Source organism: Comamonas faecalis, assembly GCF_039538025.1.
Classification (GTDB): Bacteria; Pseudomonadota; Gammaproteobacteria; order Burkholderiales; family Burkholderiaceae_C; genus Comamonas_C; species Comamonas_C faecalis.
The window spans coordinates 46590-61656 of record NZ_BAABBP010000024.1; the positions used below are offsets into that span (position 1 = coordinate 46590).

Consider the following 15067-nt stretch of genomic DNA (forward strand, 5'->3'; position numbering starts at 1 on the left):
GTCACTGCTCCGGGAGATGGGACGATGCAAGCGCGCGGGGCGGCATGGCCTGGGCGGCCCGCAGTGGCGCAGCCGCGTGATGAAGCGGCGGCGTCGGGTCAGCGGCGGGGTGCGGAGCATGGATGGGGAGATGGCTGGGGTGTGCGGTGGCGGCCAGTGTACGCCGGCGGTTCGGGCTGATTCAGCCTCCCTCGGGCAGTTGGACTCGCCCTTCGCGCAGCGCGGCGATCAGAAGGTCGGGCGTGGCGCGGATATGCGCCTCCAGCGCCAGCGCGGCGCGCGCCTCCTGGCCTGCCATCGCGTAGGTGAAGATTTCGGCGTGCTCGTCGTGCACGTTGCGGATGCTGCCGGGCAGCTGGATGGCGTAGCTGCGGTAGCGCTCGCTGTGGCGCGACAGCAGGCGCAGCACGCGCAGCGTCCAGGGCGAGTCGTGGCCCGACAGCAGCGCCTCGTGAAAGCGCAGGTTGAGCTGCTCCCACAGGCGCCTGCGCCCGGGCGCGATCGGCTCCTCGGCCGACAGTGCCTGCCAGGCCTCTTCGACGGCCTGGCGCCAGGGCGCGCCGCCGCTGCGGATCGACAGACGCAGCGCGCCGGTTTCCAGCTGCACGCGCAGCTGGGTGATGTCTTCGAGCTCCTCGGGCGCGATCGGTGCGACGCGAAAGCCGCGCTGGCCCTCGGTGACGACCAGCGCGTCGCTGGCCAGGCGAGTGATGGCCTCGCGCAGCGTGCCGGCGCTGACCGAGTAGCGCTCCTTGAGGTGTTCCACGCGCAGCTTCTCGCCGGGCGCCAGCCGCCCTTCGACGATGTCGTCGCGCAGCTGCGTGTAGGCCTGCTCGATCAGCGTGCGCGAGGGCGCCGGTGCGTCGCTCGCGGTGCGCAGCGCGAAAGGCATGTGAGGAACGGGACGCTTGGCCATGGGATCAGCTTTCACGCAGTTTCTGCAGGCGGTAGCTCAGCTGGGGGCGCGTCAGGCCCAATTGGCGTGCGGCCGCGGAGAGGTTGCCGTTGTGGCGGGCCACGGCTGCTTCGATGAGCTGGTGCTCCAGCCCCTGCAGGTCCAGCGGCTGGGCCAGCAGTTGCTCGACGGTACTGGCATTGCATACCGGTGGCTGGATTGCTTGCAGCCCTCCCGAGGCGGCCAGGGTGTGCGTCGGCGCCTGCACGGCGGCCTGGGGGAACAGCGCGGGCGCGTCCACGCTGGTGCCCGCGTCGGTCAGGATGACGCTGCGCTCGATCAGGTTTTCCATTTCGCGCACATTGCCCGGCCAGGCGTACTCGCGCAGCGCCTGCAGCGCGCGGTCGGTGAAGCCTTCGACATGCCTGTCGTGCTGGCGCGCAAAGCGCTGCAGCAGGTGCTGGGCAAACAACTCGATGTCCTGCGTCCGCTCGCGCAGCGGCGGAATCGTGATCGGGTAGACATTCAGGCGGTAGTACAGATCCTGGCGAAAGCGTCCGGCGCGCACCGCCTCCAGCAAGTCGACGTGGGTGGCGGTGACCAGGCGCACGTCCACCTGGCGCGGCTGGGTGCTGCCCAGGCGCTCGACCTGGCCGTCCTGCAGCACGCGCAGCAGCTTGGCCTGCGCGGGCAGCGGCAGCTCGCCCACCTCGTCAAGGAACAATGTACCGCCGTCGGCGCGCTCGAAGCGCCCGGCGCGCGCCGCGTCGGCGCCGGTGTAGGCGCCTTTTTCGGTACCGAACAGCTCGGACTCGACCAGGTCCCCGGGCAGCGCCGCGCAGTTGACTGCGACGAAGGGCTTGGCCGCGCGCTGACTGAGCGCGTGCAACGCGCGGGCAAAGCGCTCCTTGCCCACGCCGGTCTCGCCATCCAGCAGTACGGTGACCTGCGTGCCGGCGGCCTTGCGCAGCAGCTCGGTGGCGGCAGTGAAGCCGATCGAGCGGCCGATCAGCTGATCCAGTGCGTCGGCAGGGGGCTCGGGCAGGTCTTCCGCGGCTATGGGCGCGGGCCAGGTGGGCGGGCTGCGCGTACCGGCGCCGGCGGAGTTGGATAGGGGAGCATCAGTATCGGGGGCGTAGTCGCGCGCCATCTCGGCGGCATCGGGCCAGGCGTCGAGCACCCGGCCTTTGATACGGCAGTGCGCGGCGCCGCAGCCGCTGCAAGCCACTTCCTTGAACAGCACCTGGCGGCCCATGAAGCCGCTGCTATAGCCCGAGGCGTAGCCCAGCAGTGTCCAGCACACGGGTTCGCTTTGCGGGCCGAAGTCGCGCAGGTGGATCTCCGCCTCCCAGGAATGCTGCCAGTCGAATACGCCGTAGAAGTGGCCGCTGGCCAGGTCGATCTCCAGCTGCGCGGGCGTGACCTGCACCATGCCTTCGAGCATGTGCAGCTGTGGCCCCACGCTGAACATGTCGGACACTTCGGCGTGCGGGCGCAGTTGGCGCGCCAGCGCCGCGTCGCGCTCGCCCGATGCATAGCCCGCGCGCATCATCAGCCGGCGCGCTGCCTGCGGCCCCAGCGTGCGCATCAGCTCGCGGCGCAGCAGGCCGAGCGACCCCACATGCATCAGCACCATGCGCTGGCCCGCCAGCCAGATGCGCCCGTCGGCCGCGGAGAACTGGATCTGGCGGCGCAGATCGGCGTCGGAGGGCATTGATGGGGATGCAGACATGCTCCAAATTATCGAGAAATCATGCCCTGCCGCAATACGGACGGTTCTCTATTCATCAAATGATGAATTTCGCCCGAATCGGCTCGATCAAATCCGCATAGTGCGGCGCAGCATTGTCGCCAAATGTCTCGCCGGATGTTTCCGCAGGGTGAATGGCAGACGGTGTTTTTAAGTATTTACCCGAAATTATCGAGATTTATGCCGGTTTGCGCGAAGCCCTGGCACGGCTCCTGCAATACCTCCTGGCATGAGCACGCAAATCACCCCCGATGAGCGCTGGGACATAGAGCGCCGCTACATCCGCATCGTGCAGGAGCACGACAGCGGCATGGTCGAGTTCGAGTTCGCCGTCGGCGAGCCCGGCCTGTTCGTCGAAATGGTGCTGCCGCGCGCCGAGTTCGACGACTTCTGTACTACCCAGGGCGTGCAACCCACCCACGGCGCGCTGCCCGAGCAGGAGCAGGGCAGCGCTGCGCACGAGTGGGACTGGAGCCTGCGCGCCGCACGCGAGCAGCACTTTCGCAACAAGCCCTGACGGGCTGCACTTCACCCTTTCATAACACCACCCTCAGGAGACGACCCCATGCAAATCGACCTGCGCACCGTCAGCATCACGCCGCTGCGCCAGACCTACAACCACATCGCCGAGCGCCTCGGCACCGACAAGCCCGCGTCGCGCTACCTCGAAGGCACGATGGATGTGCAGCCCACGCACAACTTCCACTACCGCCCCACCTGGGATCCGGAGCATGAGCTGTTCGATCCCAGCCGCACCCGCCTGGTGATGAAGGACTGGTATGCGCTCAAGGATCCGCGCCAGTTCTACTACGGCACCTACACCCAGGCGCGCGCCCGCATGCAGGAGGTGGCCGAGGCGGACTTCGCCTTCGTCGAGGAGCGCGGCCTGGCCGATCGCTTTGATGACACCGCTCGCCGCACCGCGCTGGACTTCTACCTGCCGCTGCGCCACGTGGCCTGGGGCGCGAACATGAACGGCGCCTACCAGTGCGCCTACGGCTACGGCACTGCCATCACCCAGCCCTGCCTGTACGCGGGCATGGATCAGCTGGGCATTGCCCAGTACCTCACCCGCCTGGGTCTGCTGCTGGGCAGCCAGGGCGAGCTGGAGGCCGGCAAGCAGGCCTGGCTGGAGGCGCCTGCCTGGCAGAGCCTGCGCCGCCTGGTGGAAGACACCTGGGTGATGAAGGACTGGTTCGAGCTGTACGTGGCGCAGAACGTGGCGCTGGACGGGATTCTGTTCGGCCTGGCCTACAAGGAGGTCGATCAGGTCATTTCCGAGCAGGCAGGGCCCACGGTGTCCATGCTCACGCGCTTCCAGGCCGAGTGGAGCCAGGAGGCGAACAAATGGGTCGACGCCGTTATCAAGGCCGCGGCGGCCGAGAGCGCCGAGAACAAGGCGCTGCTGTCCGGCTGGTACGCCCACTGGCGCGCCCGCGTGCAGGAGGCCCTGGCGCCGGTGGCCGAACTGGCACTGGGCGCGGATGGCGCAGCAGCGCTTGAGCGCACGGTGGCCGCCGTCGATGCGCGCATGAACAAGGCCGGTCTGGCCATCGGCGCCTGAGCGCCCACACAACCCCCGCATCAGGAGACAGCCATGTCCAACGTATTCATCGCCTTTCAGAAAAACGAGGAATCGCGCGCCATCGTCAGCGCCATCCTGGCCGACAACCCCGGCGCCGTCCTGAGCGACCAGCCGGCCATGGTGAAGATCGACGTGCCCCACCGCCTGGTGGTGCGCAAAAGCACGATCGAGCAGGAAATCGGCCGCGACTTCGACCTGCAGGAGATGCAGGTCCACCTGATCACCATGAGCGGCAACGTCGACGAGACCGACGACGAATTCACCCTCGCCTGGCACCAGTAAACCCCCCCACGTCCATAGACAGACGACGACAGGAGACACCCACCATGGACATGAAAGTCACCAAGAAACTCGGCCTGAAAGAGCGCTACAACCTCATGACGCGCGACCTGGCCTGGACGCCCACCTATCAGTCCGTAAAGGACGCCTACCCGCAGGTGGAGTACGAAGGCATCAAGATCCACGACTGGGACAAGTTCGAGGATCCGTTCCGCATGACGATGGACTCGTACTGGAAGTACCAGGCCGAGAAGGAGCGCAAGCTCTACGCCATCATCGACGCCTTCACGCAGAACAACGGCCACCTGGGCGTGACCGATGCGCGCTACATCAACACGCTCAAGCTGTTCCTGACCGGCATCACGCCCAACGAATACATGGCGCACCGCGGCTTTGCCCGCATGGGCCGCGAGTTCCCCGGCGCCGGCCCGCGCGTGGCCTGCCTGATGCAGAGCCTGGACGAGATCCGCCACGCGCAGACGCAGATCCACAGCCTGTCCAACTACAACAAGCACTACAACGGCTTCCAGAACTGGCACCACCAGCACGACCGCGTGTGGTTCCTGAGTGTTCCGAAATCGTTCTTCGACGATGCACTGACCTCCGGCCCGTTCGAGTTCATGGTCGCCATCGGCTTCGCATTCGAATACGTGCTCACCAACCTGCTGTTCGTGCCCTTCATCTCGGGCGCGGCCTACAACGGCGACATGGGCGCGATGGCGTTCGGCTTCTCGGCGCAGTCCGACGAGTCGCGCCACATGACGCTGGGCCTGGAGATCATCAAGTTCATCCTGGAGCAGGATCCGGACAACTTGGCCCTAGTGCAGGCCTGGCTGGACAAGTGGTTCTGGCGCGGCTACCGCGTGCTGACCCTGGTGGCCATGATGATGGACTACATGCTGCCCAAGCGCGTGATGAGCTGGAAGGAAGCCTGGGAGATCTACGCCGAGCAGAACGGCACCGCCCTGTTCAACGACCTGGCGCGCTACGGCATCAAGGTGCCCAAGGGCTGGGAGCAGGCCTGCAAGGACAAGGACCACCTGAGCCACCAAGCCTGGAACGTGTTCTACAACTACGGCGCCGCCGCCCCCTTCCACACCTGGGCGCCCAGCGAGAAGGACATGGAGTGGCTGTCGGCCAAGTACCCAGAGACCTTCGACAAGTACTACCGTCCTCTGTGGACGCACTACAACGAGCAGCAGGCCGAGGGAAAGCGCTTCTACAACGGCACCCTGCCCATGCTGTGCCAGGTCTGCCAGGTGCCGATGTTCTTCACCGAGCCCGACGACCCGACCAAGATCGCCTACCGCGAAAGCGAATACGAGGGCGTGAAGTACCACTGCTGCTCCGACGGCTGCAAGCACATCTTCGACAGCGAGCCCGAGAAATACGTGCAGGGCTGGCTGCCGGTGCACCAGATCTACCAGGGCAACTGCTTCCCCGAAGACGTGGATCCCACCCGGCCCGACTTCAACCCGCTGGCCGAGGTCGTGCGTTGGTACAACATCGAATGGGGACGCGACAACCTGGACTACGCCGACTCCGAGGACAAGAAGAACTTCGAGACTTGGCGCGCCCAGGCCACGGGCAACTGAGGCCCGATTCATCTACAGACCACAGGAGACATTCACATGGCCGTCAGATCCGTCGCACCCTACAAGTTCGCCGCAAAGGACACGGTGGACAAATTCCCCGCCCCGCTGCTCTATATCGGCTGGGAGGATCACAAGATGCTCTGCTCCCCGTTCTGCGCCCCAATGCCGCCGACGATGAAGTTCGGCGAGCTGGTGCAGGGAGCGCTGCCCGGCATGTACGGCGCACATCCCGACTTCGCCAAAATCGACTGGAACCGAGCCGAGTGGTTCATGTCCGGCGAGCCCTTCACGCCCGACATGGACAAGACCCTGGCCGAACACGGCATAGGCCACAAGAGCGTGATCCGCTTTCGCACGCCGGGGCTGACCGGGCTGCGGGGGTCGCGTTTCTGAGCGGCCTTCCCGCTCCCTCTCCCGCTGGCGGGAGGGGGCCGGGGTGAGGGTGCCGGCTTCATCGCCCTGCCGGAACACACTCCCTCACCCCCATCCTTTCCCCCAAGGAGAGAGGGAGTAATGAATGGCTACAGCCTTTGTGCATAAAGCGCAAATAGCTCTTATTTTTATAGTTTAGTGAGACAGCCATGAGCTACCAGCTGACGATTGAACCGCTGGGCCAGACCATCGATGTCGACGATGGCCAGACCATTCTGGACGCCGCGCTGCGCGCCGGCATCTACCTGCCGCACGCCTGCGGCCACGGCCTGTGCGGCACCTGCAAGATCGAGGTGCAGGATGGCGAGATCGAGCACGGCGAGGCCAGCGGCTTTGCCCTGATGGACTACGAGCGCGAGGAGGGCAAATGCCTGGCCTGCTGCGCGACGCTGGAGTCCGATGTCGTGATTGAGGCCGAGATCGACGAAGAGCCCGACGCGCAGAACCTGCTGGTGCAGGACTACGGCGGCACCGTCTCGCGCATCGAAGACCTCACGCCCACCATCAAGGGCGTGTGGATCGAACTCGATGCGCCCATCACCTTCCAGGCCGGGCAGTACATCAACCTGCACATTCCGGGCGAGGGCACGCGCGCCTTCTCGATCGCCAGTGCTCCGGGCGAGAGCCGCGAGATCGAGCTCAACATCCGCCGCGTGCCCGGCGGCATGGGCACGGGCTGGGTGCACGACCAGCTCAAGGCGGGCGACGCGGTCAAGGTCACCGGCCCCTACGGGCGCTTTTTCATCCGCAGCAGTGCGCACGCCAAGGAAGACCTGGGCTATCTGTTCCTGGCCGGTGGCTCGGGGCTGTCCAGCCCGCGCTCCATGGTGCTCGACTTGCTGGCTGCCGGCGAGGGCCGGCCCATCACCCTGGTCAACGGAGCGCGCAGCCGCGCCGAGCTCTACCACCACGACGAATTTCTGCAGCTCGCGCAGCAGCACCCGCATTTCACCTATGTGGCGGCGCTGTCGGACGAGCCGGATGGCGAGGGCTGGGAGGGCGTGCGCGGGTATGTGCACGAGGCTGCCAAGACGTATTTCAACAACGACTTCCGCGGCCACAAGGCCTATTTGTGCGGCCCACCGATGATGATCGAGGCCTGCATCACCACGCTGATGCAGGGCAGGCTGTTCGAGCGCGACATCTACACCGAGAAGTTCATCTCGGCCGCCGACGCGCAGCAGGTGCGCAGCCCGCTGTTCAAGAAGATTTGAACGATGCGTGGACGGCCCCCATACCGATGCTCAAACCGCGTGGCCTTTGCGCCCGCGGGAACTGGCGGCAAACGCATGCACCACCTCCAGAAAGGCCGCCAGCGCGGGCGACGGGTCGCCCCTGCGGTACAGGCAGCTGAGCTCCAGATCCTTGAGCTGAGTGCTGTGCAGCGGGCGAAACGCCACCCCCGGCAGGCGCAGGTTGGACGCCGACTGCGTGGTGATGGCCGCGCCAAAACCGGCCGACACCAGCGCGATGGCGGTGAGCACGTCCTCCACCTCCTGCTCCACCCGCAGCGGCACGCCCTCGGCGTGGAAGGCATCGGTAATTTCCTGCGCCAGGCCGCGCATGGGCACGTTGGGGTAGAGGATGATCGGCACGCCGGCCAGATCCCGCAGGCACAGCGAGGGCAGCACGGCCAGCGGGTGGGAGTCGGCAACGGCCACCATCAGAGGCTCGCGCAGCACCGTCTCGGTGCAGATGTCGCTCTCGGGCGGCACCAGGCGGTTGAAGCCCACGGTGATGCGCCGTTCGCGCAGCGCCTGGATCTGCGCGTCCTTGGTCAGGTTGTGCAGCACGATCTTCACGTTGGGCCGCGCCTTGTGAAAGCGCGCCAGCATGCGTGGAATCACGTCCAGCACGCCCGAGCCGAACAGGCCCACGTCCAGCCGCCCGATCAGCCCCTGGCCCGCCAGGCGCGTGCGCTCGGCGGCCTGGTGCGCCAGCTCCAGCAGGTTGGGCACCTCCTGCAGCAGCGTGTGGCCGGCCTCGGTCAGCTGCATGCCCTTGGGCGTGCGGATGAACAGCGGCACGCCCAGCTTTTCCTCCAGCGCCTGGATGTGGCGCGTCAGCGGCGGCTGCGACAAGTGCAGGCGCGCGGCGGCGCGGCCGATGTGGCCCTCCTCGGCCACGGCGAGAAACAGGCGCATGTCACGCAAGTCCATGGGGGGCTCTCCTTCGCAATTGCATACGGCGATGGTATCGAGATTGCCAAAAAATGGTGTTGGTCGGTATTGAGCGCATCGCCTATCGTTGCCGCCATCCCCAGTTGCCACGCTGCGGCGTTTTTCACGGACAGCCAGCCAGATGGACGCCTCTTCTCCGACCGACAACCAGACGCAGGCCGCACCGGCTGCACCCGCGACAACCCCGCCGTGCGCCGTCACGGTGCTGATCGCGCGTCGTGTCCTGCCAGCGGCGGTGGTCGGCTTCGAGGCAGCCATGCGCGGCATGCTGGCCGCGGCGCAGGAGTTTCCTGGTCACCTGGGTGGCCAGGTCGTGCCGCCGGACGAGGCTGGCGACAGCGAGGAGCCGCTGCTCTGCCACGTGGTGTTCGCCTTCGACACCGAGGCCCATCTGGCCGCATGGCAGAACTCGCCAGAGCGCGCACACTGGCTGCAGCGGGTGCTGCCGCACACCGTGGGTGCGCAGCAATTGCAGCGCGTGACGGGGCTGGACTACTGGTTTGCCGCGCCCGACGGCACCACCCGCACGGCGCACCTGTGCTGGAAGGTGGCGTGCGTCACCTGGCTGGGCATCTTCCCCACCGTGCTGCTGCTGTTCCTGACCGTGGCGCCGCTGCTGGCCGATTGGCATCTGGTGCCGCGCCTGGCGCGCTGGCTGCACCCGTGGCTGCACGCCGGGGCGTGAAACGCCCATCGCACGGTGGCGGGCTTTGTTCATGCTGGAACGGTATTGAGTTTGGGGAAAAACAGTATTGGACGGTAACGACATCCGTTTCTATCGTTACCCCCTGATCCGCAGGCATCCCGACAAAGAGGGCGCCGCAAAGGAGACAAGACCATGCAGAAATTCATTGTTCATATCGAAGACACCGGCGAGCACTACGCCGCGCTCGATACGCGTTCCGTGCTCGAAGGCATGACGGCGCTGGGCAAGAAAGGCATTCCCGTGGGCTGCCGCCAGGGCGGCTGTGGGGTGTGCAAGGTGCAGGTGCTCGAAGGCGTGTACTCCAAGCGCGTGATGAGTCGTGCCCACGTCAGCGCCGACGAGGAGGCCGCGGGCTGCGTGCTGTCCTGCCGCATCTATCCCGCCAGCGACCTGCGCTTGCAGGTTGTCGGTGCAATGAAGAAAAACGTATGCCGCCAGACAGCGGCGCCCTTTTCCCCTCAACCCATGAGCCAGGCAATCTAAAGGAGACAAACCATGGCAATGACAGGTGTTTTGCGTCCAGGTCACGCGCAGATCCGCGTGCTGGATCTGGAAGAGTCGATCAAGTGGTACACGGACGTGATGGGCCTCAAGCCCATGGGGCGCGACGCCCAGGGCCGTGCCTATTTCAAGACCCGCGCCGAGCGCGACCACAACAGCATCATCCTGCGCCAGGCCGACCAGGCGGGCATGGACTTCTTCGGCTTCAAGGTGCAGGACAAGGCCACGCTGGACGACTTCGAGAAGAAGCTGCAGGCCTACGGCGTGGCAACCGAGCGCATGCCCGCCGGTGACCTGCTGGAGACCGGCGAGCGCGTGCGCTTCAAGATTCCGACTGGCCATACGATCGAGCTGTACGCCGAGAAGACGGCCGTCGGCAACGCCACGGGCTGCACCAACCCGGATGTGGACGTGATCGACCAGCCCGGCATCACGCCGATCCGGCTGGACCACTGCCTGATCTACGGCGACGACCTGGAAGGCGCGCGCGACCTGTTCATCAACGTGCTGGGCTTCACCCTGGTCGAGCGCGTGAAGCTGGAAGACGGCGAGACCGATCTGGCCGTGTGGCTGACCTGCAGCGCCAAGGCGCACGATATCGCCATCGTGCGCCATGGCGAGAAGGACAAGCTGCACCATGTGTCGTTCCAGTTGGGCAGTTGGGAGCAGGTGCTGCGCGCCGCCGACATCATGAGCAAGAACCGCGTCCCGCTGGACATCGGCCCCACGCGCCACGGCATCACCAACGGCACGACGATTTACTTCTTCGAGCCCTCGGGCAACCGCCTGGAGACCTTCAGCGGCGGCTACGACCACTACCCCGACATGAAGCCCATCACCTGGACCTGGGACGAGGTCGGCGCCGGCATCTTCTATCACGATCGTGAGTTGAACGAAGCCTTCCTGAGCGTGGTGACCTGATGGCGGGCCACAGCATCGAACAGCGCGCCATCACCGCCGAGGCGGCGCACGCGGCAGTGGCCGCTGCCGTCGCCCGGGCGGGCGAGCTGGGCATACGCATCAACGCCGCGGTGACTGATGCGTCCGGCGTGCTGGCCGCCTTTTTGCGCATGCCCGGCGCCTTTCTGCACTCGGTGGACATTGCCATCGACAAGGCCTACACCGCAGCCGGCTTCGGCTTTGCCACCGCGCAGTGGGCCGGCATGCTGCAGGGCGACGACGCGCTGCGCCTGGGCATGCCGGTGCGCCCGCGCAACGTGGTCTTCGGCGGCGGCCTGCCGGTGCGCGAGGGCGGTGTGCTGATCGGCGGCATAGGCGTGTCGGGCGGCAGTGCGCAGCAGGACGAGGAATGCGCCCGCGCCGCGCTGCAGGCGCTGGGACTGGATGAAGCTTGAGCTGCTGACTGCAGCCGCATACCAAGGAAAAACAATGAGACTGCCCCCCATTGCCGGAGCCGCTGCGCTGGCGCTGTTGACGGCTGCCGCAGCGCACGCCGACGGCCACTATGTTCCTGGCGTCGAAGGCATCCAGGGACCGAGCGTGCCGCCTGCGGGCGTCTACTACCTGGGCTATCTGGTCAACTACAACATCGACAGCCTGCGCGCGCCGGGCAGCAGCACGGTGCCCGGCCACAACACGGGCACGGTGACCGCGCTGGCCAACCGCTTCGTCTGGGTCACCAACTACAAGCTGCTGGGTGCGGACTACGGCATGGAGGCCATCGTGCCGGTCATGCGCACCTCGCTGACCTTCAACGCGGCGGGCATTTCCGAGTCGCGCTCGGGCGTGGGCGACGTGTATCTGGGCCCGCTGGTGCTGGGCTGGCATGGCCAGCAATGGGATGCCGTCGCCGCCGCCGGCCTGTGGCTGGACAACGCCAGCGACAGCCACCCGGCCTCACCCGGCAAGGGCTTCAGAAGCACCATGCTCACCGGCGGCCTGACCTATTACTTCGACACGGCCAAAACCGTCTCCGGCTCGGCCCTGATGCGCTATGAGTTCAACAGCAGGAACAACGGCTTTCGCCCCGGCCAGCAGCTGACCGTGGAGTGGGGCCTGGGCAAGTCGTTTGGCAGCTTTCAGGCTGGCGTCGTGGGCTACAGCCAGTGGCAGACCAGCGACGACAGCGGCCTTGGTGCGACGACCGACCGCGCGCGCCGTCACGCGCTGGGCGCCGAGCTGGTCTACCCCATTCCCGGTGCAGGCGTGTTCCTGAAGGGCGCCGCCTACAAGGAGTTTGGCGTTCGCAACAGCACCAAGGGGCAGCTGGTTCGCTTTACTTTGGTCAAGGCGTTCTAGCTGAGTGAGTCCGGCCGCGGTGCGGCCGGCAAATGGCAGGTTTTGAATGGCAAAGGGCAGTGAAATGAAAGAGTTTCTCCACTTCATCAACGGCGAGTACGTCAAGAGCGCTTCGGGGCGCACGTTCGACAACTTCAACCCGATCAACGGCCAGCTGATCGGCAAGGTTCACGAGGCCGGGCGCGCCGAGGTCGACGCGGCAGTGGCCGCCGCCAAGGCGGCGCTGAACGGCGAATGGGGCCGCCTGTCGGTCGCGGAGCGCTGCAAGCTGCTCGATGCGGTAGTGGCCGAGATCAACCGCCGCTTCGACGACTTCCTGCAGGCCGAGATTGCCGACACCGGCAAGCCCCACCACCTGGCCTCGCATGTCGACATTCCACGCGGCGCGGCCAACTTCCAGATCTTCACCGAGACCATCAAGAGCGTGTCGACCGAGTCGTTCAACATGCGTACGCCCGACGGTAAGACGGCCCTCTCCTACGGCGTGCGCGTGCCGCGCGGCGTGATCGCCGTGGTCAGCCCGTGGAACCTGCCGCTGCTCTTGATGACCTGGAAGGTCGGCCCGGCTCTGGCCTGCGGCAACACCGTGGTCGTCAAACCCAGCGAGGAGACGCCCGCCACCACCGCGCTGCTGGGCGAGGTGATGAATGCGGTGGGCATGCCCAAGGGCGTCTACAACGTGGTGCACGGCTTCGGGCCGGACTCGGCCGGTGAATTCCTCACCAGCCACCCCGACGTCGACGGCATCACCTTCACCGGCGAGACCAGCACCGGCGCGGCCATCATGAAGGCGGCTGCCAACGGCGTGCGCCCGGTGTCGATGGAGATGGGGGGCAAGAACGCGGCCGTCGTGTTTGCCGACTGCGACTTCCAGAACACCGTCGACACGCTGACCCGCTCGTGCTTCGAGAACGCCGGCCAGGTGTGCCTGGGCACCGAGCGCGTCTACGTCGAGCGCCCGATCTTCGACAAGCTGGTCGCAGCGCTCAAGGAGCGCGCCGAGTCCATGGTGCCGGGCGACCCCTATGACAAGGCGACCAAGATCGGCCCGGTGATCAGCAAGGAGCACCAGGCCAAAGTGCTGGGCTTCTACAAAAAGGCGGCCGAAGAGGGCGCCACCGTGGTCACCGGCGGCGGCGTGCCCGACATGCCCGAGGCGCTCAAGGGCGGCTCCTGGGTGCAGCCCACCATCTGGACCGGCCTGCCCGAGACCGCCAGCGTCATCACCGAGGAAATCTTCGGCCCCTGCTGCCACATCAGCCCCTTCGACGCTGAGGATGAAGTCTTGGCCAAGGTCAACGCCAACCGCTACGGCCTGGCCACGGCGGTGTTCACCCAGGACATCGGCCGCGCCAACCGCCTGGCGCAGAAGATCGAGGTCGGCCTGTGCTGGATCAACTGCTGGTTCCTGCGTGACCTGCGCACGCCGTTTGGCGGCTCCAAGCAGTCGGGCATTGGCCGCGAGGGTGGTGTGCACTCGCTGGAGTTCTACACCGAGCTGCGCAACGTGATGGTGAAGTTCTGAGCGCGCGCTCACATGGACGACAAGGAACGAAATGCAGCAGACACAGATTGATGCGCTGGGCGACCGGCTGTACGACGCGCTGACAGGGGGCCGCATGCTGGCGCCGCTGACCGAGCAGCATCCGGACATGACGGTGGACGACGCCTACGCGGTGCAGCAGCGCCTGATGGCGCGCCGCCTGGGCGCGGGCGAGAAGGTCGTCGGCAAGAAGATCGGCGTGACCAGCCAGGCCGTGATGGACATGCTGGGCGTGTACCAGCCCGACTTCGGCTGGTTGACCGACGCCATGGTCTACAACGAGGGCGAGGCCATCCCGATGCAGCGCCTGATCCAGCCCAAGGCCGAAGGCGAGATCGCCTTCGTGCTCAAGAAAACCCTGCAGGGCCCGGGCGTGACCGTCGCCGACGTGCTGGCCGCCACCGAAGGCGTGATGGCCTGCTTCGAGATCGTCGACTCGCGCATCCGTGACTGGAAGATCAAGATTGCAGACACCGTGGCCGACAACGCCTCGTGCGGCGTCTTCGTGCTCGGCGACCGCCTGGTCGATCCGCGCGACGTGGACTTGGGCACCTGCGGCATGGTGCTGGAGAAGAACGGCGACATCGTCGCCACCGGCGCGGGCGCAGCTGCCCTGGGCCATCCGGCCAACGCCGTCGCCTGGCTGGCCAACACGCTGGGCGCGTTGGGCATTGCGCTGGAGGCCGGTGAGGTCGTGCTGTCGGGGTCGCTCGGCATCATGATCCCAGTCCAGGCCGGCGACAACCTGCGCGTGACGATTGGCGGCATCGGCGGCTGCTCGGTGCGCTTCATCTGAAACAAGGAAACACCATGAGCAAGAAAATCAAATGCGCCCTGATCGGCCCGGGCAACATTGGCACCGACCTGCTGGCCAAGCTGCACAGGAGCGCCGTGCTCGAGCCCGTGTGGATGGTAGGCATCGACCCCGAATCCGACGGCCTCAAGCGCGCCCGCGAGATGGGCATCAAGACCACCCATGAAGGCGTGGACGGCTTGGTGCCGCACATGAAAGCCGACGGCGTGCAAATCGTCTTCGACGCCACCAGCGCCTACGTGCACGCCGAGAACTCGCGCAAAGTCACCGAGCAGGGCGCGATGATGATCGACCTGACTCCCGCGGCCATCGGCCCCTACTGCGTGCCCCCGGTGAACCTGCCCGAGCACGTGGGAAAGCGCGAGATGAACGTCAACATGGTCACCTGCGGCGGCCAGGCAACCATCCCCATGGTGGCGGCCGTCTCGCGCGTGCAGGCCGTGCCCTACGCGGAAATCGTCGCCACGGTATCGAGCCGCTCCGCCGGCCCCGGCACCAGGAAGAACATCGACGAATTCACCCGCACCA

17 protein-coding genes are annotated in these 15067 nt (G+C 66.3%); 14 read left to right on the plus strand and 3 right to left on the minus strand.

Going from position 1 to position 15067, the window contains the following annotated elements:
* Positions 1–181: 181 nt before the first annotated feature.
* Positions 182–916: a GntR family transcriptional regulator gene (locus ABD767_RS12730; protein WP_103043966.1), complete on the minus strand. Its 735-nt coding sequence runs from the start codon at positions 914–916 to the stop codon at positions 182–184.
* Between the two features lie 4 nt (positions 917–920).
* Positions 921–2609 (minus strand): sigma 54-interacting transcriptional regulator, encoded by a 1689-nt coding sequence (locus tag ABD767_RS12735; protein WP_425549921.1) that lies wholly within the window; start codon positions 2607–2609, stop codon positions 921–923.
* A gap of 265 nt (positions 2610–2874) precedes the next feature.
* Here ABD767_RS12735 and ABD767_RS12740 point away from each other — a divergent pair, with 265 nt between their 5' ends.
* The 6 genes from ABD767_RS12740 (at position 2875) to ABD767_RS12765 (ending at position 7750) form a co-directional block, all read left to right on the plus strand.
* Positions 2875–3162, plus strand: a complete 288-nt coding sequence (locus ABD767_RS12740) for a phenol hydroxylase subunit (protein ID WP_103043964.1) — start codon at positions 2875–2877, stop codon at positions 3160–3162.
* Positions 3163–3210: 48 nt separating this feature from the next.
* Entirely contained in the window at positions 3211–4209 is a 999-nt protein-coding gene (locus tag ABD767_RS12745; protein WP_103043963.1) for a ferritin family protein, read from the plus strand.
* Positions 4210–4242: 33 nt separating this feature from the next.
* Positions 4243–4512 (plus strand): MmoB/DmpM family protein, encoded by a 270-nt coding sequence (locus ABD767_RS12750; protein WP_103043962.1) that lies wholly within the window; start codon positions 4243–4245, stop codon positions 4510–4512.
* Between the two features lie 44 nt (positions 4513–4556).
* Positions 4557–6104: a YHS domain-containing protein gene (locus ABD767_RS12755; protein WP_103043961.1), complete on the plus strand. Its 1548-nt coding sequence runs from the start codon at positions 4557–4559 to the stop codon at positions 6102–6104.
* 36 nt (positions 6105–6140) lie between these two features.
* The gene (locus tag ABD767_RS12760; protein ID WP_103043960.1) at positions 6141–6497 is read left to right on the plus strand and encodes a phenol hydroxylase subunit P4; all 357 of its coding nucleotides are present in this window, start codon (positions 6141–6143) and stop codon (positions 6495–6497) included.
* 188 nt (positions 6498–6685) lie between these two features.
* Positions 6686–7750, plus strand: coding sequence for a 2Fe-2S iron-sulfur cluster-binding protein (locus ABD767_RS12765; protein WP_103043959.1), 1065 nt, complete (start codon positions 6686–6688; stop codon positions 7748–7750).
* Between the two features lie 30 nt (positions 7751–7780).
* Here ABD767_RS12765 and ABD767_RS12770 read toward each other — a convergent pair whose 3' ends face one another.
* The gene (locus ABD767_RS12770; protein ID WP_103043958.1) at positions 7781–8695 is read right to left on the minus strand and encodes a LysR substrate-binding domain-containing protein; all 915 of its coding nucleotides are present in this window, start codon (positions 8693–8695) and stop codon (positions 7781–7783) included.
* Between the two features lie 142 nt (positions 8696–8837).
* On the opposite strand from ABD767_RS12770, the gene ABD767_RS12775 reads away from it, so the two are divergent.
* The 8 genes from ABD767_RS12775 to ABD767_RS12810 form a co-directional block, all read left to right on the plus strand.
* A complete protein-coding gene (locus tag ABD767_RS12775; RefSeq protein ID WP_344869745.1) occupies positions 8838–9401 on the plus strand; it encodes a putative antibiotic biosynthesis monooxygenase in 564 nt (187 codons plus the stop codon).
* A gap of 153 nt (positions 9402–9554) precedes the next feature.
* Positions 9555–9905 (plus strand): 2Fe-2S iron-sulfur cluster-binding protein, encoded by a 351-nt coding sequence (locus ABD767_RS12780; protein ID WP_103043957.1) that lies wholly within the window; start codon positions 9555–9557, stop codon positions 9903–9905.
* A gap of 12 nt (positions 9906–9917) precedes the next feature.
* Positions 9918–10844, plus strand: coding sequence for a catechol 2,3-dioxygenase (locus ABD767_RS12785; RefSeq protein ID WP_344869746.1), 927 nt, complete (start codon positions 9918–9920; stop codon positions 10842–10844).
* Positions 10844–11278: a GlcG/HbpS family heme-binding protein gene (locus ABD767_RS12790; RefSeq protein ID WP_344869747.1), complete on the plus strand. Its 435-nt coding sequence runs from the start codon at positions 10844–10846 to the stop codon at positions 11276–11278. The genes ABD767_RS12785 and ABD767_RS12790 overlap by 1 nt, the downstream gene beginning before the upstream one ends.
* A 34-nt stretch (positions 11279–11312) precedes the next feature.
* Positions 11313–12182, plus strand: a complete 870-nt coding sequence (locus tag ABD767_RS12795) for a SphA family protein (protein WP_344869748.1) — start codon at positions 11313–11315, stop codon at positions 12180–12182.
* A 64-nt stretch (positions 12183–12246) separates the two neighbouring features.
* The gene (locus ABD767_RS12800) at positions 12247–13707 is read left to right on the plus strand and encodes a 2-hydroxymuconic semialdehyde dehydrogenase (RefSeq protein WP_344869749.1); all 1461 of its coding nucleotides are present in this window, start codon (positions 12247–12249) and stop codon (positions 13705–13707) included.
* Positions 13708–13738: 31 nt separating this feature from the next.
* Positions 13739–14521, plus strand: coding sequence for a 2-oxopent-4-enoate hydratase (gene dmpE / locus ABD767_RS12805; RefSeq protein ID WP_344869750.1), 783 nt, complete (start codon positions 13739–13741; stop codon positions 14519–14521).
* 14 nt (positions 14522–14535) lie between these two features.
* On the plus strand, positions 14536–15067 hold a 532-nt coding region (locus ABD767_RS12810), incomplete at its 3' end, for an acetylating acetaldehyde dehydrogenase (RefSeq protein ID WP_344869751.1).